This is a genomic window from Companilactobacillus crustorum JCM 15951 (assembly GCF_001434585.1).
GTDB lineage: Bacteria > Bacillota > Bacilli > Lactobacillales > Lactobacillaceae > Companilactobacillus > Companilactobacillus crustorum.
Genome location: NZ_AZDB01000026.1, coordinates 1 through 26937, shown reverse-complemented (window position 1 = coordinate 26937; position 26937 = coordinate 1). Strand labels below are relative to the sequence as shown.

The following is a 26937-nucleotide window of genomic DNA, read 5'->3' as shown; positions in this document are numbered from 1 at the left end:
CATTTACACAAGATATTTTACGCTCTCCCATACATTTATGGATATAATAGAGTTAATAAGGATGTGAGAGAGTATTAGACAAATAGAAGCTTCAAAACAAAATTCGGTTCTCTAATATTCGTAAGATATGGTAGATATTATACTTTTAATTTCATTAATCGGTATTTGGATTGGAGTCATTGCCAGTATCAATTGGTTAACCTTCTCTGCGCTCCTCCTCAATTCAGTTGTATTTCTTATCAGTCTTGTCGCCGGTAAGGAAAAAAGATAGTTGTTTTAAAAAATCCAGTATAACAACCTTTGTTGGTTGTCGTACTGGATTTTTTTTATCTTAATTACCTATGAATCAGTAGATGCTAATTACATTCTTTAAATATTTTTTTATCTACAAATTCTGTATTATCTACATTAACGTGATTAATAACTTCTTGTCCTTCATAAATACACTTAGTCTCAGTTCCTATTTCGCCATTATCAATCGTAATAACATCATAATAAGTAGCATCGTATATTAAATGCTTATGGGCGTCATCACAATTAATATGATAAGCACTAGAATCAGTTGAGTGCATCAGGATACCATTCTTAGTGAATGACGTCTCAAAATGAATATGTCCTGAAAAAACTGCTTGAACTGAACTATTACTAATAACCGATAATAATTCGTCAGTTTCCTGCAAAATACTATAACGCATATGATGAATGGCAGGACCATCGACTGGATGATGTAAAAATAACACTGCGTACTTATTCTGATTTTTATCTAAATTACTTTTTAGCCAATCAAGTTGTTCTTGACCCAAATAACCTTGTTCATAGTTGTAAAATTTACTATCCAAGAAATAAAAATCATACTCATCCGTCGACATCGAATAGTAATATTTCTTCTGTTCAGATTGCTTCAAGTAACCTTCAAAAAATGCTTTTGTTCGATCATGATTGCCTAAGATCACTTGAATTGGTATCTGTAATTGTTCCTTTTGCTCAGCAATCCATCTAGCTAACCGTTCATAATCCTTGGCCTTTCCTTCATGAATTAAATCACCTGTAATAACGATTAAGTCAGGTTTAATAATCATTTGAGAAATGTCTGTAAAAATACTTGCTAGTTTTAAGTAAGGATCAATCTTTTGATTATTAGCTGCCACTGCATTTTCAGGCGTTAAATGTGTATCGGTAATCTGTACAATTTTATATCTACTCACAGTTTATTTCCCCAATATATATTTTTGTCTGTTTCATAATTAAAAAGTAAACTAGTTGCTCTTTTTAGACCTACAAAAATTTTTTCATCAATCTTAAATTCAAAAGTATTTACAATTGCTTTCAAAGTTAGTCCGTTGTTATCAACTAAGGAAAGCTGAACAAAACGACCATAATCAATAATCTTTTCAATTGTTAATTCTAAATCCTGATTGCTTTGACGCACTTCAGAACAGAGCATATTTTCTGGTCTAATTCCTAAATGATACTTTTGCTCCTTTAATTTTAAGGCCGAATCAGTGATTACTGGCTGACCATTCAAGATAATATTTCCATCTTTATAATCAACTTCGACGATATTGATCTGTGGCGTTCCAATGAACTTAGCAACAAATAAATTAGCGGGATTATTATAAATATTTTCCGGAGTATCAATCATTTGAATAATGCCTTGATCCATTACTGCAATCCGATCCCCTAAAGCCATTGCTTCCAATTGATCATGCGTCACATAAACAATTGTTTGCTGATTAGTAGCATGTAAATTTTGAAGTTCGTCGCGTGCTTTTTCTCGTAATTGAACGTCTATATTGGAAAGTGGTTCATCTAAAAGAAATATTTCACTTTTTTTAACCATTCCTCGTCCAACAGCCACTCGTTGTTTTTGACCACCAGATAATTGTGAAGGTAAACGATCTTTATATTTAGTCAAATTTAGAGTTTCCAAAACATTCTTAATTCGATTTTGACGCTCTTCTTTGGCTACTTTGTGAACTTTTAAAGCATATTCTAAATTCTGATAGACAGTCATATTAGGATAAAGTGCATAATCTTGAAAAACCATGGCTATTGTATGACCATCATTTTTTAGCTCTTTCAAATCACGATGATCAATCATCACTTGTCCAGATGTAACCCCCTCTAAACCAGCAATCATTCTTAAAGTTGTTGATTTACCACAACCAGAAGGTCCTAGAAGGACTAAAAATTCACCAGCTTTGACTGACAAATCCATCCCATCGATAATAGTATTTTTTTTAAATTGTTTTGAAACATTTTTTAGTTCAATCGTTGCATTTTTCTTATTCATACGTTCTCCCTACTTCAAACCACTGTTACTGATACTATTTAGAATATATTTTTGGAAAATTAAATAAATAATCAAGGGTAATATGACCATTATTGTCGATAGTGCCATAGCTAGTGGAAAATTAGTTCCACCTTCACTGGAAATATAATTTTGAAGTGCTAATGGCAAAGTAAAACTAGCTTTATCTTTCAAGATCAAAGTCGGCCAAACATATTCATTCCATGAATTAATGAAGAAAATAGCACCCACACTGACGATACTTGGCTTAAGAATTGGAATGACAATATTGAAAAAAATCTTCCGATTCGGAATATCATCAATCTTAGCAGCGTCAATTAATGTATTAGGAATCTTTTCCATTGTTTTAAGAAAAATCATAATTCCAGTAGCATCACATAGTTGAGGCAAAGCTACCCCTAAAATATTATTTAATAAACCTAACTTAGAAATAACTAGGTAATTCGGTATCATTACAATCGTAAAGGGCACAAAGATAGTGGCAACGAAAAGTAAATAAATTATTATTTTACCTTTGAATTGATAACTTCTAAAAGCATAGGCTGTTAATAATCCTGTCAGCAATTTACCTATTGTCACGATAGTAGCCATAAAAAAGGTATTCCAAGTTAATCCCAAAAGATTAATTTGCTTGTTTAGCAATAAGTAATTATTTACTGTCGGATGAATTGGAATCAAATTCAGCATCGTGGTATACGAATCACGTAAGGTCTTAAAAGAATTAGAAATCATGAATAGAATCGGTACAACTGCTCCCAAGACCAACATAATCAGTAAAACATGCCATAGATTAATTTTTTTAAGCATAATTTTTAGCCTTCCCTTCTACAAATCTAATTTCAATAAATAGAAGAACCAAAAATACTATAAAAGTTACAATTGCTAATGCTGAGGATGTTCCAGTCTTATATAAAACAAAGGCGTTCAAATAAGTCTGATAGATTATGTTTGAAGATCCGTAATAAGGACCACCAGTAGTAATAACGTTTATTGGTGTAAAAACATACTGCAATCCCTGAACAATTGTCAAAATTAATACGTAAATGGCAATCCCTCGATTCATCGGCAAAATCACATTCCAAATTAATTTCCATTTGGGAATTCCATCAATCTTGGCAGCGTCAATTATATTAGCAGGAATTGAACCTAATCCAGTTAATAATAAGATGAAATTATAACCGAATACTTTCCAATTTGTTATAAAGCAAATGACAGTAATAGCTAAAATACCTGAATTGGACCAATTGGGCATGGTCATCCCTAAACTTTTCATTAGATATGCAATTGGACCTGAGACCGGATTTAAAATCCAAGTAAATAACATAGCTCCAACAACTAGTGAAAACAAACTAGGAATAAAGAAGAGAACTTTATACGCTCCTTGCATTTTTTTAATGAAGAATTTAACTATCAAGGAAATGAAGTAAGGTATCACAAAATTCAATACTATTAAAAATAGGATATAAATCAATGTATTAAGAATCACTTTCTGATTTATTGGATCCGTGAATACTTCAACATAATTTTTCAAGCCCACGAACTCTTTCGTAGGGGCGATTAAATTCCAATCAAAAAAACTTAGGTAGAACGTGTAAAGAATCGGCACAATCATAAAAACTAACAATAAAATTGCTGTAGGTAATAAATACAGAAATGGTAAGATTTTTTTATTTTTGTTCAACATTGATTTTATCCTGAGCAGCTTTCAAGGTAGATTGTACATTGCTTCCAGATAAGATTTTATCCCTGGCATCAATCATTGATTGTTCCGCCTGAAGGCCTTTTTTAGGGAAAGATGTCCATGGAATAGCATTGTCTAAAGTTTTAACAGCTGGTTCTAACATTGGATTTTCTTTGACGTAATCTTTAAAACTAGCTGATTCAAGTGCAACCTTTGTTGGTGGCAAATAACCTGTTCCTTTACTCCAAGTTACAGCTGATTCAGCCTTATACATCCATTTTTCAAATTCCCAAGCGGCTTTTTGTTGTTCAGAGTCTTGAGCAGTAATAGCTAACATTGAACCACCAACTGGTACTACCGTTTTATGACTTTCAAAATGTGGTGCTACGATTGCCGAAGCGTTGAATACTGCACTCTTTTTAATATGCGAAGCCTGTGCAATCGTTGTAAATGCCATTGCTACGTCACCTTTAATGAATGAATCCATCCCTTGTGCCCAAGGCGTGTGTAAAGCTAATTTACTATTAACCATTTCTTGGTAATATTTATAAGCTGCTATGCCGTTAGAACTAGCAAAAGCAGCTTTGCCATTCTTTTGGATGTCTGCCCCATTACTTAGCATAACTGCTTGTTGGGCCCAAGTATCGCCTGGTTCTTGAATATATAGACCATATTTACCAGATTGATCATGAATTGTCTTTGAGGCGGCTTTAACGCCTTCCCAAGTGGTTAATGAACTTTCATCAATATTGTATTTACTTAAAATATCTTTATTAATAAACAATACTGGCGTACTTAATGAATATGGCAAACCAACTAAATTGCCTTTACTATCTTTAGCAAACGACAATGTTCTCTTACTAAAGTTATCATCAATAAACTTAGTATTGCCATCGAATTTTTTAGCCGCATCGGTTGGCATCATATATTTAAAATTGCTTGAAAAGTAATTATCGTAAGCCCAGCCGACTTGTGTAACGTCAGGAACCTTACCAGATGCTTGAGCAGATTGAAGGTTTTGCATTAGGCCCTTATACATATCGGGATTGTACTTAGCCGTTACCTTAATGTTCTTATGTGTATCGTTAAATTTCTTTACAAGATCATCAACTGTAGCTCCCCCTTGAGTTTGTGCATTAACGTGCCAATAAGTAATATGTTTTACTGACGACGATGATGTTTTTTTGCCACAGCCAGCAAATAAAACAGCCAAAGACATTACGCCCATAATTAACAAAAATTTCTTTAAAATATTATTTTTCAAAATATTTCCTCCCCTTCTCTGATTAATTAATCATATTCGCTGGCTGTGTAAAAAAAGTATATTTAATGTTTAGAAATTGAAAATATTCTGTAAAAAATCTTTACAAAAAAAACTCAATCGATTAATTGGAGATAATACCTAATCGATTGAGTTTTTCTTTAATTTATTTCTTCAATTACTTTTTGTGATACTTTTGGCGCTAAAACTTTTTTACCGTTGTAATTTTTACCAAAAACAAAAGCAAAAATCACCGTTAGTAATGGATTTAGCCAAACGTAGAAAGCACAAGAAATGAAAACAAATGGACTAACACCTAAGACCCCAGAAATAAAGATTCCGGTAACGCCCCATGGTACCAAAGCATTAATATCAGCTCCACCACTAGCCAACACTCTTGAAAGGTAAACTGGTTGAATATCTTGTTTTTTAAAGTTATTTCTAAAAGTAGTACCAGGCAAAATAATAGAAATGTATTGTTCACCCACCAAAAAATTAACTCCAATAGCACTGATCATTGATGTCAAAATTAATTTACCGGGTGTATTGACTTGCACCGTCATCTTGCCAATCAGATTATTAATAACTCCCATTTTTAACAATACGCCGCCTAAAGTCAAAGCTACCAAAATCAAAGAAATACTGCTAAGCATGCTAGTAATTCCACCGCCACTGACAATTGCATTAATTTTTTTATCTGGTGAATTCAATTGAAATCCATTCATGATTTGATTGCTAATAGTTTTTACGCTGGGATGAGAAATTAAAACATGCATAATAATTGCAGTAATTGATCCCGATAACAATATTGGAATAGCTGGAATCTGAATAATAGCACAGAAAATTAAAACGGCAATCGGAATGAGCATTAACGGCGAAATAAAGAAATTACTATTTAAAGCATTAATAATATGATGAACCGAACTCATATTAGGATTAGTGGTTGCATGCCCTACTACCAAAAAGATAATTGCTGTCACTATGGCTGATGGAATAGCTGTATGGGCAATCGTCTTAATATGATCAAAGACATTATTGACACCAGCAATTCCGGTAGCAAGATTAGTAGTTCCTGATAAAGGAGACATATTATTGCCAAATAAAGCTCCCGAAACAATTGATCCAGCAGTTAAGGCCATATTAATTCCCATAACTTGACCAATCCCCATAAAAACAATTCCTAGGGTACTGATAGTTGTAAATGAACTGCCGACAATAATACCAACTAAACAACAACTAATAAAAACTGTGAAGAGAAAGAAACGAACATTCAACAACTCTAGACCATAAACCATAATCGTTGGAATAACACCTGACATTGACCAAGCCGAGACCAAGACACCAATCATAATAAAAATAATCATAGGAATAATACCTGGCTTAATCCCTTCAGTAATACCTTCTTGCAGTTCATTCCAAGAAAAGCCTCTAAATTTACCGTAAAATAACAATAATGTAAAGGTTAAAAGAATTGGAATCTGCGGCGTCATTTTCCAAGCAATCATCATCGTTCCTAATAATCCGAACATAACAAGCATAATTATCAAACTTTCCCAAAATGTTAATCGATCTGTTTTCTTCATAATACTCACCCTAATTATTTCTTTCTTGTTTTTTAATTGATTTTTTATTTGCTCCAATAGGGTCTATAAAGATAATATCTTTTTACTTGTTTTACTTCTTTTTCATTCAGGATTTGACTAAATCGAGCTTGTAATCTTAGTTGCTCAAAAAATTTCATGTTGTTTCCTCCTCTTGTGTCCTCGGGATATAAAAAAAGCGTTCCTGCAATATATGCAGGGACGCTTTTGCGCGGTACCACCCAAAATTCAAATAGATAAACTTATCTATTTGCTCTTTATTCCCGTAACATGGGACACGAAATCTTAGTTTTGTATTTTGCTAAAATATCCTGCATGGCTCGCACCGTCCGCCAATTCTCTGAACACCCAGATATTCTGCTACTTCTTTTAAAACTAAAATTAATTTATGTAAGTAATACTAGCAGATTTTTTTTGATTTGCAAGAGATATATTAAAGAAAAATTATATTTATCTAATTTTATTAAATTTGGTCCAATAAATTTTGCATATCTTCGTTATCTGGATCTTGCTTCAAATACAACTGTAAAGCAGATTTTAGAACTTCATTATTACCAGTACCACGAAGAATTTCAATCAAATCATTCAGATAATCCAAATTGTCTTTAAAGTCATCTAGGACTAATAAAATATTTGCCTGAGCTTCATTAATATCATCAGTTTCAAACTCTGACTTAGCCAAATTCCAAGTTAATTTTGGATTATTTGAGATATCCTGATTACTCAAAAGATCTAAATTGGCCTTGAATTGACCCTTAGTAACGTAGTAGTCACTCAGTTTAATGATCAATGGCAAAGGATCATCGACTTTTTTAATACCCTTTTCCAGAATTTCAATTGCTGCTTTAGAATCTTCGGCCGTACCCGCGTCAAAAGCAATTTGATAAAGGCGATCATCTAATTCATTTAAATTCAAACCTAATTGGGCATATTTGAAAGCATCTGAATTCTTCTTAATATTCAAATAGTCCTCAGCCAAAATTGGATAGGCTGTTGGATAATCACGATTCGTCTCCAAAAGCTTTTCTAAGATCGCAATGGATTTATTATAATTTTTTACCTGATTATATAAAAATCCTAATTGAAATTGAGCATCCTCGTTTAATTCTAACGCATTAAGTTTCTCATACTCACTAATAGCTGCTTCATATTGACCATCTCCAGCCAAAGAACTGGCTTTGCGCAATGTTATTGAAATACCTGAATAATTTTTAATTCCCATATCCAACAGTAAATCGTAGTATGTCAAAGCCTTACTAAATTTATTTTCATCAAAATAAACTTCTGCTAAGGCAAATTTAAAGACTTCTTCATCTGGGTATTCACGAATCCCTGTTAGCAGTTTTTGCTCACTGACTTCATAAAGCCCTTGCGATTGATAAATATCAGCTGAAACTAATAAATTTTCCGCATAGGCCGGTGAATCAGGAGCAATTTGAGAAATATAATCTAGAGCTTGATCGCTATCACCATCAGAGACAGCAATTTCAGCCAATCTCGACAAGATTTGCCCTTCTGTTGGGTAATTGGTCAACAGATGTTGATAAATCGTCTTAGCTTGTACAGAGAGTCCTCGACTCATTAATGTTTCAGCCAACGAATATTGTGTTTGATCATCATCTTCCAAAAGCGAAGCTTGAATCAAACTGTCCACTCTAGAAAAATCGCCATCGTCTATTGTTTCTATAACTTCATCTGCTTTGCTCAAATTAATACCTCCATTTTTTGCATAAAAAAAGACGGCCCTCAGACCGCCCCTCATCAGTTAAAAATAAATTATTTAACTGAGTCCTTCAAAGCCTTACCTGGTTTAAATGCAGGAACCTTGCTTGCAGGAATTTTAATTTCTTCGCCAGTTTGTGGGTTACGACCCTTACGAGCAGCACGTTGACGAACTTCGAAGTTACCAAAGCCAATTAATTGAACCTTGTTACCTTCAGATAAGTTTTCTTGAATAGTTTCGAAAACAGCATCAACAGCAGAAGTTGCATCCTTCTTTGTCAAACCTGTTTTACTTGCTACACTATCAATAAGTTCAGCTTTATTTGCCATATGTGAATACCTCCGGAAAATTGTAAAAAATTTAGAACACATGAACTTTTATTAATGCGTTCATTATTCTAATAACAAAATTACCATAGCAATGCCGATGTGGCAAGCATTTAGGCTATTTTTTAAGATAATTCTTACTATTTATAAATATATTAATAAAAACGAATAAAATACTATGCTTTTAGGCTATTTTCGCTTTCTAGGTAGAATCTTAATTGGTGTACCTTCAAAATCAAAAGTTTCACGTAATTGATTCTTTAAGAAACGTTCATATGAGAAATGCAATAATTCCGTTTCATTTACGAAGACAACGAAAGTAGGCGGTTGAATTGCAACTTGTGTCATATAGTAAATTCTCAAACGCTTACCATTAACTAATGGCGTTGGTGCAATTGAAGTTGCTCTTAACAATAAGTCATTCAAAACAGAAGATTGAATACGACGATCGCGATTAGCATAAACTCGTTCAACTAATTCAGGAATTTGATCCAATCGTTGGCCCTTAGTTGCAGACGTAAAGAGAATTGGTGCATATGATAAATATTGGAATTCATCTCTTATTTGATTTTCAAAGTCCTTCATAGTATTGGTATCTTTTTTCAAAGTATCCCATTTGTTAACGACAATAATAACACCCTTGCCAGCATTATGAGCATAACCAGCTACACGTTTATCTTGTTCACGAATACCTTCTTCTGCATTTAATACTACGCAGACAACGTCTGACTTATCAATCGCACTCAAAGCTCGCAAGACAGAATATTTTTCAGTATTTTCGTAAACTTTACCACGTTTTCTGATACCAGCGGTATCAATCATCGTAAAATCTTTATCTAGTTTTTGATCATGATATTTAGTATCGATTGCATCTCTAGTTGTTCCTTGCATATCTGAAACAATAACACGATTGTCACCTAAAATAGCATTAACTAAAGATGATTTTCCAACATTAGGACGACCAATGAAACTAAACTTAACTGTATCGTCTTCATCCGACTTGTCATCATTTGGAAACGCCTTAACAATTTCATCCAATAAATCACCTAAACCGGTTCCTTGAGAACCAGAGATAGGATTAGGATCACCAAAACCAAGTGAATAAAAGTCATAGATATTCTCACGTTGTTCTGGATTATCAGCTTTATTAACTGCCAAAATAACTGGTTTTTTAGTCCGATAAAGAATCTTAGCAACGTCTTCATCTTCCTTAGTAACACCATTTTGTCCATTGACAATAAAGACAATTACATCAGCTTCATCAATTGCGATTTCAGCTTGATTTTTAATTTGAACGGACATCTTTTCACCGCTCATTTCGATACCACCAGTATCAATTAGACGAAATTCTCTACCTAACCAACTAGCACGTGAATAAATCCGATCACGTGTCACCCCCGGTGTATCTTCAACAATCGATAATCTTTCATTAATGATTCGATTGAAAATAGTAGATTTCCCAACATTGGGGCGTCCTACTAACGCAACTACTGGTACAGACATATTTTGCCTCCCTACTTATCTATTTATGTTCATTTACTATTTCAGTTACTCGCTCAACAACTTGTGCAATTGTCATATTTGACGTGTCTACTTCAATCGCGTCATCAGCTTTTCTTAAAGGCGAAATTTCACGGTGTGAATCTTTATAATCACGAGCTGCAATCTCATCTTGCAATTCTTTTAATGGCGTTTTAATACCTCGCTCGAGATTTTCTTTATAACGTCTCTGAGCACGTACTTCCACACTAGCTATTAAGAAAATTTTGACTTCAGCATTAGGCAAAACAGTAGTTCCAATATCACGACCATCCATCACAATATCAATATCATTTGCCATATTCCGTTGCATTTCTACTAATTCAGTTCTAACTTCCTTGATGGCAGAAACCTGTGACACATTATTCGTAATTTCTTCAGTTCTAATTGCATCAGATACATCTTCATCGTCCAACAAAACATGTTGTCCATCAGCCTGATTAAGAAAATGAATTTTATGTTCTGACATTAATTTTAAAATATTGAGAGTATCACCATAACCCACATTATGCTTTTTTGCAAGCAAAGTTACTGTCCGATACATTGCACCAGTATCACAATAAACAAAATTTAAATTCTTGGCAATCAATTTGGCAATGGTACTTTTTCCTGCCGAAGCTGGTCCGTCGATAGCTATTTGCATTTATTTCTCTCCTTAATAAAAGGGCCCAGACAAAAGATTGTCAGAGACCCTACACATAAAAATTATTTAACTCTTAGTGTTGTACCTGGTGTCAATGTTCCAACATTACCATTCAAACTCTTTAATTGAGCTGTTGTTAAGTTGTTGTTGTAAGCAATTCTAAACCAGTTATCACCGGCTTTAACTGTATAGTAAGATTCATTGCTACTATCAGTTGAAGAAAGTGATGAATTATCATTAGTTGTACTTGTTGATGCTTGTTGATTATTTTGTTGTGTATCTTGCGAATTGCTGTTAGTCGTTGATGCTTGACTATTATCAGTCGTATTGTTATTAGCTGTAGAATCAGAAGCTGTATTATTATCAGTACTGCTACTTTGATTATTATCGTTTGTAGCTGCCGTTGACTTCTTACTACTATCAGTTGATTTTTTAGCCTTAGTTGCGGTTTTAGATTTAGTAGTCTTCTTAGCAGTTGACTTTTTCTTAGTTGTCTTTTTCTTGGTTGACTTATCTTTATTTTCAACCGACTTCTGTGTTTGTGCACTATCTAAATCACTGCTGCCGCTACCCTTAACAGCATTAATAATCACCGGCGTAAACATAATAACAATCAAAGCAATAACTAATGTAACAACCAAAGTATGATTGCCACGTTGTTTTTCCTTACCTACTGTACGTGATACGTGACCATCATCATCTGTATCGGAATCAAAACTCTTTTCCCAAGGCTTTACATCATCTTTTGCCTCAGAATCATCGGGTTCTGAATCAGCTTTAGGTTCAGACTTGTCATCTGTAACCGGTTCTGACTGTGATTTATCCGATGCCGAATTTATTGGTGGCACGGGTACATAAGTTGTTTGATGTGAATCATCCGGTTCACTATCTTGTTTAGCTTCGTTAAGATGATCATCACTTTCTTCAGCTTGCAGATGATCATCTGCAACCGGCGTAGGATTATCCAAATCACTATCATTAGCATTTGGATGCTCATTTTCCGGTTCAGCTTCTTCATTATTAGAAGTTTGAGCGTCAGAAATATTTTCATTTGTTGGTGTGTTACTACTATCATCTGTATCAATTAGATGATATCTTTTTAAATCCTCAAGACTGACAGATCCTTCTAGTCCTTTAGTGGATTTAGGAACACGTGAATCGCCAGACATATTGTTTTTATCATTATCGGCCATTAAAAACCAACCTCCTAATTTCTATCTCTTAAAGCATATCATAAAAGTTTAAATTTTTTCTTTAAAGATTTATAAAATTTCATTAGGTAGGCTATTTAATCGCAAAATGACCCTTGATTCTTGGATATACAATTATAACTGCGGCTGAAATAATCAAAGCTTTGACAATATTAAAAGGAACTACACTTGTTGCCACATATTCAGCTAAACTCATATTCAATTTCATGCCGATAACATTCATATATAATGGCATAACAACCAAATAATTCAATATCGACATAATAACGGTTAATGAAATTGTTCCCACAATAACAGCGGTTATCTTTTTATTCTTTTTCCAAAAATAGTCGAACGGCAATAATAATGCTACTGCTCCTACAAAAGCAGCTCCATTGCCAATCAAACCAGCCAAGCCACTACCAGTAACTAAAACATGAACCACTGACTTAATTAATGCTATTAAAATTCCCCCAACCGGTCCAAATGCAAACGAACCAATTATTGTTACCACATCGCTTAAATCAACCTTTAAAAATGGCAACCAAATCAACACTGGAAACTCGAAAAACATTAAAATTGTCCCCAATGCTGCAAAAATTGAAACTCCGATAATCTCTTGAAATTTGTAAGTGCTTTTTCCCATAAGAATCAACCTCTTCCAATTGATCTCCAAAGAAAAAGGTCTGTTTTGGGCACACCAAAACAGACCTTACTCTGTTTTCTTCCATCTAGACTTTAACTATCGGTATTGGAATCACACCAATTCGGCCAACTTGCGTTGGGTCGCGGACTTTACCGCCGGTCGGGAATCACACCCTGCCCTGAAAACCAATTTATTTAATTTATATGTTTAATATAGCAGAACCCCTGTTAGAGTTCAACTGAAGTGTAGTTATAGGAATAATACCATTTAGTTATTAACGACAAATATGCGCTACTTTTTCAGCAAAATATGTTTAACAATGAGCTTCAATATGACATTTAAAAATGTACAATTTTCTCACTGTTCATCGCTCTCTATTGTAGAAACCAATAATCTATTAGCTAAATCCGATAATTTAGTAATATCAAAATTTTGTTTTCGCATTGCAGTACGCAAGACGCCCACCATACCCCAGCAACAATAATTCAAAATATATTCAGCCTCTTCAGAATTAGAAAAAGGAATCACACGCTGCCCATTAGCAACTGTTAACTGAATTAATTTTTGCATCAGCTCTGAATCAGGATTGCGACACAAAACACCGATCATCTTTTGATTGGCTTCGATATAGGACATAACAACTTTAAAAAACTGCGATCCAATATTGTTTTCCTCATCGGTAGGCTCAAACTCTTCCAATATTTTACTGAAATGATTCATTACATAGTCCTCTGTTTTGTGAAGCAAGTCATAGATATCTCGATAATGCAGATAAAACGTACGGCGATTAATATCAGCTTTATCGGTAATTTTTTGGATTGTTATGTCTTCAATAGGCATGACCGCCATCAGATCAATAAAATTATTACGGATCAATTTTTGAGTACGGCGAGCCCTGCGATCATTTGTGTTCAAATCATCCCTCTTTTACTTCACAATTTAATATTTTCTGTGTATTAAGACACAGAATCTTTTACTTTGTTTATTGTTCTTAACGTATCTTCTCAATATTATAAAGCCATTAGCCAAGGAGGTACAACCAATGTATTTAACGTTAAAAGAACTCAGGCACGACAAATTAAAATTCAGTGCTTTGGGATTAATAATTTTTCTAATCGTTTTTTTAGTTCTCTTTATTACTGGATTAGCTAACGGATTAGCCAATGACAGTGGCTCAGCTATTAAAGAAACGCCAGCCAAAACTTTTATTTTACAAAAAGGCTCACAAGCTCGTTTAAACCGATCTAACTTAACAGAACAAGATTGGCAAAAATTTCATTCCCAATATCATAACGATGCTGCCAAACTAAGTGTGGCTCAAATGACCATTCAAAAAGCCAATAATGCTGATAAAAAAACAGACATCACATATTTCATTTTAGACCGATCTAGTTTTCTAGCGCCGACAGCACTAAAAAGCCAAACAGATAATCACGTTTATGTCAGTCGAAAATTAGAAGCCGAAGGCTATAAAAAAGATGATATCTTTAAAGATTCTAGCAGTGGCAATACTTTTAAAATTGCTGGTTTTGTCAATAACGAATCTTACTCACATGCTCCGGTCATCTATTTAAATACTCATCAAGCTCAAAATATCTTGCCCACTTCAAAACAATTCAATGCAATCGCTTTGAAACAAAAATTAGCCAAAAATTCGAAATATCAAGTCATTAGTCAACAAACTTTAATCAATAATATTCCTGGCTATTCCACCGAACAAAGTTCTCTTTACTTAATGATTGGCTTTTTATATCTAATCTCACTATTCGTACTTGCAGTTTTCTTCTACATCATTAATCTTCAAAAAATCAGTGACTTTGGAACTCTTAAAGCATTGGGGACCAAAACGTCTTATTTAGTCCAGCACGTTCTAACAGAAATGGGACTGTTATCAGGTATTGCTATTCTTATCTCATTCGGAATTACTTATCTCATTAAAATTAAAATGCCTGCTTCTATGCCCTTTAGTCTAACTTTACCTACTTTATTGGCTACAGGTCTGCTTTTCTTATTTATTGCTCTTTTAAGTGCTCTGCTGTCACTCATTAAAGTCTTAAAAATCGACCCTATTAATGCTATTGGAGGTAATAACTAATGTCAGTCTTAGAATTGCAAAACATTATCAAGAATTATCCAGATGGTCAAAATGTCAATGAAGTCTTAAAAAATGTTTCTTTTCACGTCGAACAAGGTGAATTTGCCGCTATCATTGGTCCTAGTGGCGCTGGGAAAAGTACCTTATTAACCATTATGGGGGCTTTGCTTTCCCCTAGTTCTGGAACAGTCTTATTAAACAATCAGGACATCAGTCATCTTTCCAAAAAGAAGCAGACCGAGATCAGACTAAACCAGATTGGCTTTATTTTTCAAAACTCAGATTTAATTCCTTATTTAAAAATTACAGAACAATTACAATTTATTCAAAAGATTTCTGCCAAAGAACCGCTTAATGCAAAAAAACTTCTTCAGCAATTAGGTTTAGATCATCGACTGAATAGTTATCCTAATGCTTTATCTGGTGGCGAAAAGCAACGAGTAGCCATTGCCAGAGCCTTTATCAACCAGCCAGACTTAATTTTGGCAGATGAGCCAACTGCTAGCTTAGATTCTAAACGTGGCCGTGAAGTCGTCAAAATAATTCAAAAAAACGTTCATCAACAAAACAAGGCTGCTGTAATGGTCACACATGATGAACGTGTTCTTGATTTGGTAGATACTATTTGGCAAATTGAAGATGGCAAGCTAAAAAAAATAAAGAATCATTAATTTTAAGTCATTCCAAATATCTCTAGACATAATAAAAACTCCTCTGCTGAATTATTCCACATGAGGAGTTTTTATTATGTCTGAAAAGCCCAAAATTTTTTAAAGCGAATTCAATACAACTTTTATTTATTATCTTTTTTTAACTCTGCTACTTCTTGACGAGTTAAGTTACGATATTTACCTGAAACTAAACCATCCAAAGTTAGGAAACCATAGCTTTCACGAGCCAACTTTTCAACTTTATGACCTACAGCATCAAACATATTCTTTACTTGATGATTATGGCCTTCATGAATCGTAATTCTAACGATTGATGAATTTTTCTTTTTATCTTTTGACATAACTTTGACTTTTGCTTTAGCAGTTGTGAACCCTTTGAGCTTAATACCGCCTTCAAGCTTCTTGATTTCCTCAGTTGTTAAAACACCTTCGATTTTAGCAACGTAAGTCTTCTCAACATGATATCTAGGATGCATCAGATGATTAGCAAATTCACCATCATTAGTTAACAACAGTAGTCCCGAAGTATCATAGTCCAAACGACCGATTGGATAAACCCGTTCTTGAACGTCTTCCAACAAATCAGTTACTACTTTACGCTTTTTATCGTCAGTTACTGCAGAGATGACCCCACGAGGCTTGTACATTAAAATATAACGCTTTTTTTCCTCTTCAAGTGGCATTCCATCAACTTCAATTTTATCTTGATGGTCAACTTTTATACCCATTTCCGTTACGATCTTGCCATTAACTCTAACATGACCCTTAGCAATTAATTCTTCTGACTTACGTCTAGAAGCAACGCCAGCTTCTGCCATAAACTTTTGTAATCTAACCTTCTCCATTTGTATCTCCTATATTTGAGATGTCCTCAAAATTTTCTATTTTCGGTAAATCTTTTATACTTTTAATTCCAAAATAATCAAAAAACTCATCGGTTACGATATATAAGTTAGGATGACCTGGAACATTCTTTTTACCATTTTCTTTAATCAACTTGCGCATTAACAAAGTATTCAAACTACCAGAACTCTGAACACCGCGAATTTCGTCAATTTCAATTCTTGTTATAGGTTGACGGTATGCAATAATTGACAAAACCTCTAAAGCCGCTTGACTGAGCTTTGTTCCCAGACCTGATTTAAAATACTTCGTCAATAAATCGCTAAATTCATTTTTGGTTACTAATTTATACAGCAAATTATAATCTACCAATTGAATCCCTGAATCAGCATCCGTCATTAATTTAACTTTTAATTCTTCAATATTTTGTCTTAAAGCAGCACTATCAATTTCTAAAAGCTCTGCTAAATCCTTCTCTTTGATTCCTTGATCGCCAGCTACAAAAAGCAAGGCCATTATTTTTGCTTGATACACGACTAATTCCTCAATTCAATAAATAATTCACTCTTAAAGTCTTGTTGTTGCAACGAAACGATTTGTTTCCGAGCCAACTCTAAAATAGCCATAAAATCAGTTACAATTTCTTCAATATTGCCGTTTAACTTCAAAAGTGCTTTAAAAGTTGTTTTTTTAACTGAGTGAAGTTCTGACATGATACTATCAGTTGCATCTTCAATTGAAATTGTCTCATTTTCAATTGTTTCAGTTTCTGGTTGATGATTTTTCTTTTCCCTTAACAATTCAGCATAAGTTGTAGCTAAATCTTCTAATACTACTGAACCAGGTTGTAAAAACTGATCCAATTGCTTATTAGGAAGACTGACTTCTTTATCAAATTGTTGTAGTCGTACCTGCTCTTTTTCCTCAAAGTAGGCTGCTACTCGCTTATATGTCTGATAAGTCAATAATTGCGAGACTAATTGGTCACGTGGATCTTCTTCTAAATCATCAGTTATTTCATCAGGTGCTTGTGGCAATAAAAGTTTGCTTTTGATTGACATCAATGTTGAAGCCATAACTAAATAGTCACCGGCAATATCCAACTGCAATACTTTCATACTCTTTAGATAATCCAAATATTGCTGTGTAATTTGAGCGATAGGAATGTCATAAATATCAACCTTCGATTCCTTGATCAAATGCAGCAATAAATCAATCGGACCTTCAAAATCAGTTAAAACTAGTTTTAATTTTTCCATTAGTTCGATTCTTTCATTTCTTTTTCCAGCTTTTCTTTACTCTGACGCCATTGTTTTATTTGATTGCTTAAATTAAAGTTTCCCAAAATTACTCGATCAGGAAATTTCTGCTGAATATCGTCAAAAATCTTATAAATATTGCTTTGTGAACGATATGAAGGATTCAAAGAAATATACTCGACAAAAACAGTCCGGTCGGAAAAAGACAACGCTACAATTCCAGAGTAATCTTCAATATTGCTCTTCCACAAATATAACTGACGATTATCATCTTCAGAGTATAAATTAAGTTCTTGCTCCAAATTATCTAAATCCTTCAAATCACTTATATATGATAGAAATCCCATTGCTATTTTCTTATTTTCATCACTGTATTTATTAAGCATCTACATCCTCCTAAGCACGTGGAAAAGACTTGTTATAGACTTGTTTCATATGAGTTTTATTAACATGCGTATAAATTTGTGTAGTTGAAATATCAGAGTGTCCTAACAATTCCTGAACTACTCGTAAATCAGCCCCATTTTCTAACAAATTAGTTGCAAATGAATGTCGCAAAGTGTGGGGCGTAACATCTTTTTTTATACCAACTTGAGCAATGTATTTTTTTATCATTCGCCAAATCGACTGTCGCGTTAATTTTTTGCCGCGAAAATTCAAAAAAACTTCTTTTTGTTGACCATATTTTTCAACCAATCGAGCTCTTGTCTCTTGAAAATACTTTTTGAGCCACGTAATAGCCGTGTCGCCAATTGGCAATAGACGTTCCTTATCACCCTTACCTAAAGTTTTAATTAACCCTAAGTCCAAATGTAAATCATCCATACTTAAATTGACTAATTCACTAACTCGTAGACCAGTCGCATACATCACTTCAAAAATAGTTCTGTCTCTGATACCTAAAGGTGTAGAAACATCTGGCGATTCAATCAATGAATTGACTTCCTCCATAGATAAAACCAACGGTAAATGCGTTCCCTTTTTAGGTGCATCCAATTCGTTCATCGGATTAGCGTGAATTTTATCAACTAATTCCATCCATTGATAGAATTTTCTTAGTGAAGAAAACATCCTCATCTGAGAGGTTTTAGACTTCTGTTCCTTATCCTGACTGGCAAAAAATTGTGTCACAATAAAATGATCTTCAGGATAGAAATCTAATTTCTTTTGCTCCAAAAAACTACTGAATTCCAATAGATCCTGTTGATAGGAAACAATTGTATTTTTTGATAGTCCACGATCTAATCTCAAAAAACGAGTGTAGTCGACAATGGTATCGATCATAACTTGATTCTTTATCGATAACTTATCACTCATAAATCATCACCTCTACTTGAGATAAGTGTAGCCATCTTTTTGTTCAATTTTACGTTGCTTCATTAAATTACCTAAAGCACGTTTAAAGCTTCCTTTACTGATACCAAAATATTCTCTAATTTCATCAGGATCACTTTTATCAGTATAAGGCATCTTTTTGGCACGAGAATGTTCTAAGACAGCTACGATCATTTGAGCATCAGGTGTTATTTCTTCATAGGCGCGGGGTTTCATTGACAGATTTAAACGACGGTGACTTGAACCAATGACACGTGCTTTAATATGTTGACCAATGTGCAATGGTTGACCTTGTTCATCAGTGTAGATAAAAGCCATATAATAACTATCAGTCATGACAAAAGCACCAGACTCTCTGATAGCAATAACCGTTCCCTCTTCATCATTATTCATAAGACTCTTTAAATCAGAATCGGGACTACGAGCAATCTGCGTATAAAGTTCGATATCGGCCAATTTCCCCCAGAGACGGCCCTTGTGGTCAATTTCTAATTTAACCATCAAGTTGTCGCCCTTTTTAGGCCATTCATTATGTTCCAAAGGTAGATCATCCAATGAAACCACAATGTCTTTATCTTCTAGGCCAACATTGACAAAAACACCCAAGTCAGTTCTTACTTCAGTGACTTCAGCAAAATCCCAAACGCTCTTTTCAACAAATGGCAAAACTGTTGTCATCTTATTCTTGTGCTCTTGATTTTCATAAACGAAGCCAGTAACTTCATCGCCTAATTCAGGAATTTCTGTTAATTCAGTTAAATCTAAAGCAAATGTGTAACCATTAGCTTGGACAAAGGCCTCATCTTTATTAAGGTCAGTAACTGTTCCCGTAATTACTTGACCATACATTTCTGCTATTTCCATTTTTCACCATACTCTTTTTACATTTTATTTAGTCATACTAAGCTTTTATTATTTTACCTTATTTCAAGGTTACATAAAATCATTTTGGACAGAAAGTTTAAAAAAGTTAGAAATTCATTTGCTAGAACAGCTTTTTTTCAAAATTCAAGATTGTATTTACCATAAAATAGTGAAATAATTCTCATTGTAGTAAGCGCTTACAAGCATTTTATTAAAAGAGGGATTTAATTATGAGAATTAAAGCTGCTGTTGTTGATAAAGTAAACGATCCATTTGAAATTAAGGATGACGTTGAATTAGCTAATATGACTGATGACGGTCTTCAAGTTAAAGTTGTTGCTTCTGGTATTTGTCACTCTGATGAGGCTTTACGTAAAGGCGATGCTGCCTTCAGTTTTCCAGTTGTTTTAGGACATGAAGGTTCTGGTATAGTTGAAAAGGTTGGTAAAAATGTCACTAACTTTAAACCAGGCGACCACATTATCATGTCATTTTATTCTTGTGGCGAATGCGACAATTGTTTAAAGGGTAAACCCACACAATGCCGAAAATATGCTGCATCGAACCTCTCTGGTACTCGCCCTGATGGTTCTGATCATTTCACTGAAGACGGACATCATGTCAGCGATATGTTCAATCAATCATCTTTCACAACTCATACTGTAATTGACAAGCGTAATGCGGTTAAGGTTCCTAAAGATCTTGATTTAAGAAAGTTAGGACCCTTAGGCTGTGGCTATGTAACTGGTAGTGGAACTGTCTTTAACACTCTTCAACCAAAACCTGGTGATACAATTGCAGTCTTTGGTACTGGTGCTGTTGGCCTTGCTGCAATGATGGCGGGTAAAATTTCCGGCTGTGTTAATGTAATTGCAGTTGATATTGTTGACTCCCGTTTGGAACTAGCTAAGAAAATGGGTGCAACTGACACCATCAATAGTAAAAATGAAGACCCCGTAGCTGCCATTAAGAAAATTACCGGTGGACTAGGCGTTGATTGGGCAGTTGATACAACTGGCGTTACTAAAGTTATGACTGATTCAATTGCTGCTCTAACTCAGGGTGGAACAACTGCAACTATTGCCGTTACACCACATAATATTGATATTAGTACTTGGAATGATCTTTGTGTCGACGATAAGAAGATTGTCGGTGTCAATATGGGTGATTCAATTCCTCAAATTGACATTCCTCGTTTAATTAAATTCTATCAAATGGGCGTCTTTCCATTTGATCTAACTGAAAAGTTCTATGATTTTGATCAAATTAATGAGGCTGACGCCGATTCTGTTAGCGGTAAAACTATTAAGCCTATTTTAATTATCGATAAGGATTGTCAACCTGAAGATTAATTTAAATTAACATTCCAAAGAACCTAATGACTAGATTCAAAAGTCATTAAGTTCTTTTTTATTTTTCTTAAATATTACTAATAACAGGCTAATCTTTTCCGATTTATTAAAATTTATGGTTAAATAATTTTCGAAATGAAATATAGTTATAGCCTTATACTTATGGAGGAGATTTCTCATGAAACGTATGAAGAATTTAGCAGCAGCATTTTTACTAGCTTTACCCTTGACCGCCTTACCTATTCTTACTAGTACTAATATTCAGGCAGCTGAAACAACAAAAACGGAAACTCATACTTATACCGGCAATGGTTCTGTTAAAGACATGAAAAAAACAGCCTACCATTCTAAAGATGCTAACGGAAATATTTACAAAGCCGACTTTATGGCGGACAAGCCAACTGTAACTTTAACTAAAAAAACTACTTTGAATAAATATCGTACTACTTGGTATGCAACCAGAAAAATGTCGGTTCATGTCAGTGGCAATAAATCCCGAACTTATTATTATATTACATCGAGTGACAAAAAAATTTCTGGTTGGACTTGGGAAGGCTACCTTCATAAGGGTATTTTCAAATCAGCTGATTAATTATAATTTCTATTGATAGATATTCCATTTTGTGGGATATCTATTTTTTGTTTTGTTTTTTAAAGTACATGTTTTCGTAAAACATATATTTTAAAAGATAAAACATGACATTTGTCACTTTATTTAATGACATTGCTTGCTACCGCCGTCCAGCTATTTTTATAAAATTTATTTATCAAATCAAAGCGAGGCCTTGAAAATGAAAACTATTTTAGAAATAAATCATCTTAATAAAAGCTTCGATAAACAAAACATTCTTCACGATGTAAATCTTAAAATTAATTCTCATTCAATTATTGCTTTAGTAGGAGCCAACGGAGCCGGTAAAACCACTTTGATCAATTTGATTCTGGACTTACTTCCGATTGATTCAGGTTATGTCAAGTTTCTCATTGACGACAATTGGAAAAAGGTTACTGGCGTTATGATGCAAGACAATATTTCTCTCCACCGTATCAAAGTAAAAGAGATTATTGAATTATCTCGAAGTTATTTTGACAAGCCCCTTCCCTATACGGAATTATTAACTATCGCTAATTTAAAAACTCAAGAAAATAGTTTCATGTCTGAATTGTCAGGTGGTCAAAAGCGTCGTCTTTCTTTTGCACTTGCTTTGGCAGGAGATCCTCAGATCCTTTTTTTAGATGAACCAACTGTCGGCCTAGATAGCAATGCCCGCAATGACTTCTGGAAAGAAATTGATCAACTTCGTAAGAATGGGAAAACTATTTTCGTTACTAGTCATTACTTAGAGGAACTTGAAAATATCGCCGATCGTTTCTTAATTCTTCAAAATGGAACCATTGCTTTTGATGGTACGATTCAAGAATTGAGAAGCCGTAAAGGTCAAGTTTTAATTGAATTCGATAGTAATCTAGCAGCTGCTATTTTTAATAATTTAAATATGGTTATCTCTATTAATCAGATTGGTCAACATTATCAAATAATTACCAATCGTCCCAATGATTTGATTACAGCCTTAAATCCCTATCTATCAGCTATTACTAATTTACAAATCAAACAAACCAATTTGGACACTATGCTTTTAAACTATCAGGAGGACTCTACTCATGCATAACTACCTATTCCAAACTAAACTAAATTTTCGTCGGATAATTTTAAGAAATAAATCCTTTTTCATTTTTGACATGTTATTACCGATTGTTTTTTATTTACTTTATACCCGCGTTTTAACCACTGGTCTTTCAACTCAAGCCCTGACAGCGTGGAATACCAACTATTTAATTAGTATGGTAATTTACAGCTGTATGCTAGGTGGTATTGTTACTACCTCCAACACCTTGCTAGACGATCAAACCAGTCATTTCAGACTCTTTATTTCACTCAAACCTATTTCTAAATTTCAATATTATTCATCAATGACGATTGTTTTTCTAACTTTAAATTTAATTTCCTCAATTCTGATCTGTCTAGTAGATATTTTCGTCAATCACGTTGTCATTTCTTTGCCACTGTTGATTTTACTAATTGTTATCAATCTAGCAGGAACAATTCCTTTAATTACCTTAGGCGCTTTAACATCCTTAGCTCAAAAACCTAATACAGTTAATTTATTAAACAATATCATCGTATTTCCTTTAGCAATTATCAGCGGCCTCTGGTGGCCCATCAACTTGATGCCCAACTGGCTTCAAAAAATAGGTAAATTAATGCCAACTTATCAATTAGCTCAAATCGAACGAAATCTCTTGCACCATACAAATGTTAATTTTGGGGCTATTATTAATGTTTTTGCTTGGTTGATCATATTAGCTTTGCTATTCTTAATTATAATTAAGCTTCAAAAACAAAAAGGACTTGTTGAATAATGAAAAAATTCATTGAGAAGAATATTTTGTTTCCAAAACGGTTTGGTCTCATGCCTTACTTTTGGGTTTTCTCTTTACTATTAATTATTAGTCAAATATTAGTCACCCATAAACCTTTCAGTTGGCTCGATCTCGTTTTCGCACTTGTTTATTTGAAATTTTATCATGACGGCTACTCGATACATCGCCTGGTGGGATTGGATATCGGAATTCAATTTTTAATTGCTACCTATTTTACAATCAAATACCCTGATGGTGGCGGATCTCTCTTCATTTATACAGCCTGGGAAATTGGTTCATTGCCATTTAAGAATAAACAGTTTTATCAAGCATTGATTGCCTATCTTATTGTCTCTCTGAGTTGCGTTTCTTACTTTATTGTCACCGGTCCCAATAAACCATATGATATTTTTGCAACCTTGTTCTCACTTGCATTTGTTATCGGTTCCCCATTTGCTGCTAGATCAGTTTCTAATTCATATCACCGTAGTTATCAAGCACGCTTAAATAACAGACGTTTTGAAACTATTATTAAACAAAATGAGCGCGATAGAATTGCTAAAGACTTACATGACAATCTCGGTCAATCATTCTCGATGATTACTTTGAAATCCGAATTAGCCAATAAACTGATTGATAAAGATCCCCAAAAGGCTCATCAGCAACTAAAAGATATAGCTGAAACTTCAAGATCTGATTTAAATTTAGTGCGTCAAATTGTGGCTGATTTGAATGAGAAATCCATTGCCGGGGCTATGATTGACGAAGAAAAAAATCTTAGTCTGGCTAAAATCCGTCAAATTTCTATTAATGAAGATATCTCAAACGATTGGCCTAAAGATATTCAGCATGTACTAGCAGCAGTTATCAAAGAAGCTACCACTAATGTAATCCGATATAGTCAAGCTAATTTAATGAAATTCGACTTTAAGGAAGATAGCCAAAATTACTTATTGGAAATTCAAGATGATGGTATCGGTCTTAAATCAACTAAGGATCATGTTTCTTTCGGGATGGTTGGAATGAGCACTCGCTTACAAGACATAGATGGTAAAATTACTGTAATATCCAATCGAGGCGTAACTTTAAAAATCTTAATACCTAAGAAGGCATAATATGACAACTATTTACATTGCAGAAGATCAAGAAATGCTTAACTCAGCTCTTTCAGCAATTTTAGACTTAGAAGATGATTTTGAAATTGTTGGCAACGCAACCGATGGACAAACGGCGCTTCAACAAATCGTAGCTTTAAAACCAGATATAGCCATTTTGGACATTGAAATGCCTCAAGCTTCTGGTTTAGACGTCGCCCATGAACTACGGCTCCTTAAACAGGATATAAAAATTATTATTTTGACAACCTTTGCTCGAAAGAAGTATTTTGAGGCAGCTGTAGCCAGTACTGTTAATGCCTATTTGCTCAAAGACAGTCCTACTGATGAATTGGTGGAAACTATTCATAAAATTTTGAATGGACAAACAATTTATGATCCCAAATTAGTTTCTAGTATTTTAACAGCGACTAAGAATCCATTAACTCCTCAAGAATTAAAAATAATGAGAGAATTTTCTCAAGGTAAAGGCACTCAAGCAATTGCTGAAAGTGTCTTTCTGTCGAACGGAACTGTGAGAAACTATATTTCATCAATTTTGAGTAAAACTGGAACCCACTCTCGAATTGAAGCTCTAAATATTGCTAAAAAAAATAATTGGATTGATTAATCTTTTTATTTTTCAATTTAGGTTACATAACATTTCTACTTCGAAGTTAATAAAAAGCTATTGATAATTATTAGAAATATGGCTCTTTCTCAAGTTTGGTTATAGCGTGAGTATGTTTAAATTCCCGTCCTCCACAAAAAGTGGGAATGCTGTTGGAACTATGGTCTCATAGCTGAACGCATTTCCAATTTTTGCTCCGGACTGACTCCTACTTTGTTCAATTAATATTATAAAATTCAAATAGCAGATAAAAACTGCCGCTGTTAAGGAATCCAAACATAATTCTTTGTCTGGAATACCTAATAGTGGCAGTTTTTTTAATTATAATATTAGAACCAAGGATTTAATCGGTAGTAAAAAATCTGTGGGCCCTCAGTGGTGATATTGTACTTAGCTTGCGTAGCAAGGTTAGTACAAGACCGAGCTTAGAGATCCATAATTACGCACAGAGTGTGGAATTATTAGCTCTAAGTCGTGTCCACCACGTTCCAGTGGCCCACAGATTTTTTGCGGACGATGGCATATTTCGCCATATCAGTTAGTATACTCACACTTTAACCAAACTTGAGTAAGAGCCTTAAATATTATCGTTAGCTTTTTTAATTATTGATTAATTTCTTTTGAATGAGCGTTCTCTTTTAACTTTTGTAGTAAAACATCAGCAATTCCTCTTACCTGTTCATCACCATCACGTTGTGAGAGACGATATCCTACAAAATATGGTGAAACAACATACCTAGCCTCGATCTTACATATAATTTTGCGACCAACTTTGTAAAAGAAAATATTATATGAGTCAAACTTACCGCCATACAAATCTTCCAATACATATTTAACTGTTACTCTGGTAAATTCAGCCAATTCATCAATATATTGGGGATTATTAATCGTTACGTTAAATTCCACAAAACCCATAATAGGCTTCTCTGAAACATTAACGTTAATATGTTTAGAATTGAAAACATCCATTCCAGTAAAATTCTCAGGTTCAATGTGTTTATAACCATCTACATGATCCAAACCAATAATTTGGAAATGCGGGTGTCGTAACGATCCCCCTGACATTGGTCCAAAATTCTTATACATCAAAACGCTTTGATATTTTTTGCTTTGAATCATCTTATTCCAGCATTCATAAATATATTCAAAGACTTCACGATTCTTTTCAACCGAGTAGTTAGAAATATCGCCATAATGATCATTTGATTCAATTATGATTGTCTGATTAGTGTCCTTTAAAGTCTTAAATTTGTTCTCTAACCAAATCATATCGCCACGTTGATCAATTATATTCGTCAGATTTTCAGTGTCGCAGAACGGACAATAGTCTTTCTTCTTAGCAACATCCCTAGGTTTTCCTTTGGCCTGTTCAATTTCAAAAACAAGTACATCTTTATTTGACAAACTTTCACCTCAAAAATATTTGGCTGTACGATAAATAGAGTTGATAG

At 33.9% G+C, this 26937-nt stretch carries 28 protein-coding genes and 1 riboswitch; of the genes, 8 read left to right on the top strand and 20 right to left on the bottom strand.

Features of this window, described 5'->3' with window-relative positions; all coding sequences use genetic code 11:
* Positions 1-356: 356 nt before the first annotated feature.
* From FD26_RS07725 to FD26_RS07665, 13 genes are all read right to left on the bottom strand, one after another.
* Positions 357-1205, bottom strand: coding sequence for a metallophosphoesterase family protein (locus FD26_RS07725; RefSeq protein ID WP_057867853.1), 849 nt, complete (start codon positions 1203-1205; stop codon positions 357-359).
* Positions 1202-2293 (bottom strand): ABC transporter ATP-binding protein, encoded by a 1092-nt coding sequence (locus FD26_RS07720; protein ID WP_057867852.1) that lies wholly within the window; start codon positions 2291-2293, stop codon positions 1202-1204. Before FD26_RS07720 ends, FD26_RS07725 begins: the two co-directional genes overlap by 4 nt.
* 9 nt (positions 2294-2302) lie before the next feature.
* Positions 2303-3118, bottom strand: coding sequence for a carbohydrate ABC transporter permease (locus FD26_RS07715; protein ID WP_057867851.1), 816 nt, complete (start codon positions 3116-3118; stop codon positions 2303-2305).
* Positions 3111-3848, bottom strand: a complete 738-nt coding sequence (locus FD26_RS07710; protein ID WP_232230861.1) for a carbohydrate ABC transporter permease — start codon at positions 3846-3848, stop codon at positions 3111-3113. Before FD26_RS07710 ends, FD26_RS07715 begins: the two co-directional genes overlap by 8 nt.
* 130 nt (positions 3849-3978) lie before the next feature.
* Positions 3979-5256 (bottom strand): ABC transporter substrate-binding protein, encoded by a 1278-nt coding sequence (locus tag FD26_RS07705; protein WP_235525347.1) that lies wholly within the window; start codon positions 5254-5256, stop codon positions 3979-3981.
* 158 nt (positions 5257-5414) lie between these two features.
* Complete coding sequence (gene nhaC / locus FD26_RS07700; RefSeq protein ID WP_057867849.1) at positions 5415-6836, bottom strand: Na+/H+ antiporter NhaC; 1422 nt, start codon at positions 6834-6836, stop codon at positions 5415-5417.
* A gap of 481 nt (positions 6837-7317) precedes the next feature.
* Complete coding sequence (locus FD26_RS07695; RefSeq protein WP_057867848.1) at positions 7318-8562, bottom strand: tetratricopeptide repeat protein; 1245 nt, start codon at positions 8560-8562, stop codon at positions 7318-7320.
* A 68-nt stretch (positions 8563-8630) separates the two neighbouring features.
* The gene (locus FD26_RS07690) at positions 8631-8906 is read right to left on the bottom strand and encodes an HU family DNA-binding protein (protein ID WP_010019909.1); all 276 of its coding nucleotides are present in this window, start codon (positions 8904-8906) and stop codon (positions 8631-8633) included.
* 186 nt (positions 8907-9092) lie between these two features.
* Positions 9093-10406, bottom strand: a complete 1314-nt coding sequence (gene der, locus FD26_RS07685) for a ribosome biogenesis GTPase Der (protein ID WP_057867847.1) — start codon at positions 10404-10406, stop codon at positions 9093-9095.
* A 19-nt stretch (positions 10407-10425) separates the two neighbouring features.
* Positions 10426-11085, bottom strand: coding sequence for a (d)CMP kinase (cmk, locus tag FD26_RS07680; protein ID WP_057867846.1), 660 nt, complete (start codon positions 11083-11085; stop codon positions 10426-10428).
* A 62-nt stretch (positions 11086-11147) separates the two neighbouring features.
* Complete coding sequence (locus tag FD26_RS07675; RefSeq protein WP_057867845.1) at positions 11148-12278, bottom strand: LysM peptidoglycan-binding domain-containing protein; 1131 nt, start codon at positions 12276-12278, stop codon at positions 11148-11150.
* Positions 12279-12369: 91 nt separating this feature from the next.
* Positions 12370-12921 (bottom strand): ECF transporter S component, encoded by a 552-nt coding sequence (locus tag FD26_RS07670; RefSeq protein WP_057867844.1) that lies wholly within the window; start codon positions 12919-12921, stop codon positions 12370-12372.
* A 69-nt stretch (positions 12922-12990) separates the two neighbouring features.
* Positions 12991-13111, bottom strand: a riboswitch (FMN riboswitch).
* Between the two features lie 167 nt (positions 13112-13278).
* Positions 13279-13836 carry a TetR/AcrR family transcriptional regulator gene (locus FD26_RS07665; RefSeq protein WP_057867843.1) on the bottom strand — a complete coding sequence of 186 codons (558 nt, stop codon included), beginning with the start codon at positions 13834-13836 and terminating at the stop codon, positions 13279-13281.
* A gap of 127 nt (positions 13837-13963) precedes the next feature.
* On the opposite strand from FD26_RS07665, the gene FD26_RS07660 reads away from it, so the two are divergent.
* Complete coding sequence (locus tag FD26_RS07660; RefSeq protein ID WP_057867842.1) at positions 13964-15016, top strand: ABC transporter permease; 1053 nt, start codon at positions 13964-13966, stop codon at positions 15014-15016.
* On the top strand, positions 15016-15687 hold the full coding sequence (locus FD26_RS07655) for an ABC transporter ATP-binding protein (RefSeq protein WP_057867841.1): 672 nt from the start codon (positions 15016-15018) through the stop codon (positions 15685-15687). The genes FD26_RS07660 and FD26_RS07655 overlap by 1 nt, the downstream gene beginning before the upstream one ends.
* Before the next feature lie 122 nt (positions 15688-15809).
* On the opposite strand, the gene FD26_RS07650 is transcribed toward FD26_RS07655, so the two are convergent.
* Genes FD26_RS07650 through FD26_RS07625 form a run of 6 tightly spaced genes read right to left on the bottom strand, consistent with a single transcriptional unit; the run spans position 15810 to position 19988 of the window.
* Entirely contained in the window at positions 15810-16532 is a 723-nt protein-coding gene (locus FD26_RS07650) for a pseudouridine synthase (protein WP_057867840.1), read from the bottom strand.
* Positions 16519-17064, bottom strand: coding sequence for an SMC-Scp complex subunit ScpB (scpB, locus tag FD26_RS07645; RefSeq protein WP_082596261.1), 546 nt, complete (start codon positions 17062-17064; stop codon positions 16519-16521). Before scpB ends, FD26_RS07650 begins: the two co-directional genes overlap by 14 nt.
* 2 nt (positions 17065-17066) lie before the next feature.
* Positions 17067-17789: a segregation and condensation protein A gene (locus tag FD26_RS07640; RefSeq protein WP_057867839.1), complete on the bottom strand. Its 723-nt coding sequence runs from the start codon at positions 17787-17789 to the stop codon at positions 17067-17069.
* Entirely contained in the window at positions 17789-18175 is a 387-nt protein-coding gene (locus FD26_RS07635; RefSeq protein ID WP_057867838.1) for a hypothetical protein, read from the bottom strand. Before FD26_RS07635 ends, FD26_RS07640 begins: the two co-directional genes overlap by 1 nt.
* A gap of 10 nt (positions 18176-18185) precedes the next feature.
* Entirely contained in the window at positions 18186-19106 is a 921-nt protein-coding gene (gene xerD / locus FD26_RS07630; protein ID WP_186809295.1) for a site-specific tyrosine recombinase XerD, read from the bottom strand.
* A 12-nt stretch (positions 19107-19118) separates the two neighbouring features.
* The gene (locus FD26_RS07625) at positions 19119-19988 is read right to left on the bottom strand and encodes a CvfB family protein (protein ID WP_082596260.1); all 870 of its coding nucleotides are present in this window, start codon (positions 19986-19988) and stop codon (positions 19119-19121) included.
* A 230-nt stretch (positions 19989-20218) separates the two neighbouring features.
* Between FD26_RS07625 and FD26_RS07620 the strand changes: the two genes are divergently transcribed.
* From FD26_RS07620 to FD26_RS07595, 6 genes are all read left to right on the top strand, one after another.
* Entirely contained in the window at positions 20219-21340 is a 1122-nt protein-coding gene (locus tag FD26_RS07620; RefSeq protein ID WP_057867837.1) for an NAD(P)-dependent alcohol dehydrogenase, read from the top strand.
* A 178-nt stretch (positions 21341-21518) separates the two neighbouring features.
* The gene (locus tag FD26_RS07615) at positions 21519-21932 is read left to right on the top strand and encodes a hypothetical protein (RefSeq protein ID WP_057867836.1); all 414 of its coding nucleotides are present in this window, start codon (positions 21519-21521) and stop codon (positions 21930-21932) included.
* 199 nt (positions 21933-22131) lie between these two features.
* Entirely contained in the window at positions 22132-23010 is an 879-nt protein-coding gene (locus tag FD26_RS07610; RefSeq protein ID WP_057867835.1) for an ABC transporter ATP-binding protein, read from the top strand.
* A complete protein-coding gene (locus FD26_RS07605) occupies positions 23003-23761 on the top strand; it encodes an ABC transporter permease (protein ID WP_057867834.1) in 759 nt (252 codons plus the stop codon). The genes FD26_RS07610 and FD26_RS07605 overlap by 8 nt, the downstream gene beginning before the upstream one ends.
* Entirely contained in the window at positions 23761-24876 is a 1116-nt protein-coding gene (locus tag FD26_RS07600; RefSeq protein ID WP_057867833.1) for a sensor histidine kinase, read from the top strand. Before FD26_RS07605 ends, FD26_RS07600 begins: the two co-directional genes overlap by 1 nt.
* 1 nt (position 24877) lies before the next feature.
* Positions 24878-25486, top strand: coding sequence for a response regulator transcription factor (locus tag FD26_RS07595; RefSeq protein WP_057867832.1), 609 nt, complete (start codon positions 24878-24880; stop codon positions 25484-25486).
* Between the two features lie 603 nt (positions 25487-26089).
* Here FD26_RS07595 and FD26_RS07590 read toward each other — a convergent pair.
* Entirely contained in the window at positions 26090-26890 is an 801-nt protein-coding gene (locus FD26_RS07590; RefSeq protein WP_057867831.1) for a DUF4931 domain-containing protein, read from the bottom strand.
* Positions 26891-26937 lie beyond the last annotated feature (47 nt).

Bases quoted from the DNA above. Each gene is read 5' to 3' on its own strand.
- FD26_RS07720 (WP_057867852.1), bottom strand. From the start codon at position 2,293: ATGAATAAGAAAAATGCAACGATTGAACTAAAAAATGTTTCAAAACAA.
- FD26_RS07715 (WP_057867851.1), bottom strand. From the start codon at position 3,118: ATGCTTAAAAAAATTAATCTATGGCATGTTTTACTGATTATGTTGGTC.
- nhaC (WP_057867849.1), bottom strand. From the start codon at position 6,836: ATGAAGAAAACAGATCGATTAACATTTTGGGAAAGTTTGATAATTATG.
- FD26_RS07690 (WP_010019909.1), bottom strand. From the start codon at position 8,906: ATGGCAAATAAAGCTGAACTTATTGATAGTGTAGCAAGTAAAACAGGT.
- der (WP_057867847.1), bottom strand. From the start codon at position 10,406: ATGTCTGTACCAGTAGTTGCGTTAGTAGGACGCCCCAATGTTGGGAAA.
- cmk (WP_057867846.1), bottom strand. From the start codon at position 11,085: ATGCAAATAGCTATCGACGGACCAGCTTCGGCAGGAAAAAGTACCATT.
- FD26_RS07675 (WP_057867845.1), bottom strand. From the start codon at position 12,278: ATGGCCGATAATGATAAAAACAATATGTCTGGCGATTCACGTGTTCCT.
- FD26_RS07670 (WP_057867844.1), bottom strand. From the start codon at position 12,921: ATGGGAAAAAGCACTTACAAATTTCAAGAGATTATCGGAGTTTCAATT.
- FD26_RS07660 (WP_057867842.1), top strand. From the start codon at position 13,964: ATGTATTTAACGTTAAAAGAACTCAGGCACGACAAATTAAAATTCAGT.
- FD26_RS07655 (WP_057867841.1), top strand. From the start codon at position 15,016: ATGTCAGTCTTAGAATTGCAAAACATTATCAAGAATTATCCAGATGGT.
- FD26_RS07650 (WP_057867840.1), bottom strand. From the start codon at position 16,532: ATGGAGAAGGTTAGATTACAAAAGTTTATGGCAGAAGCTGGCGTTGCT.
- FD26_RS07640 (WP_057867839.1), bottom strand. From the start codon at position 17,789: ATGGAAAAATTAAAACTAGTTTTAACTGATTTTGAAGGTCCGATTGAT.
- FD26_RS07635 (WP_057867838.1), bottom strand. From the start codon at position 18,175: ATGCTTAATAAATACAGTGATGAAAATAAGAAAATAGCAATGGGATTT.
- xerD (WP_186809295.1), bottom strand. From the start codon at position 19,106: ATGAGTGATAAGTTATCGATAAAGAATCAAGTTATGATCGATACCATT.
- FD26_RS07625 (WP_082596260.1), bottom strand. From the start codon at position 19,988: ATGGAAATAGCAGAAATGTATGGTCAAGTAATTACGGGAACAGTTACT.
- FD26_RS07620 (WP_057867837.1), top strand. From the start codon at position 20,219: ATGAGAATTAAAGCTGCTGTTGTTGATAAAGTAAACGATCCATTTGAA.
- FD26_RS07615 (WP_057867836.1), top strand. From the start codon at position 21,519: ATGAAACGTATGAAGAATTTAGCAGCAGCATTTTTACTAGCTTTACCC.
- FD26_RS07610 (WP_057867835.1), top strand. From the start codon at position 22,132: ATGAAAACTATTTTAGAAATAAATCATCTTAATAAAAGCTTCGATAAA.
- FD26_RS07605 (WP_057867834.1), top strand. From the start codon at position 23,003: ATGCATAACTACCTATTCCAAACTAAACTAAATTTTCGTCGGATAATT.
- FD26_RS07600 (WP_057867833.1), top strand. From the start codon at position 23,761: ATGAAAAAATTCATTGAGAAGAATATTTTGTTTCCAAAACGGTTTGGT.
- FD26_RS07595 (WP_057867832.1), top strand. From the start codon at position 24,878: ATGACAACTATTTACATTGCAGAAGATCAAGAAATGCTTAACTCAGCT.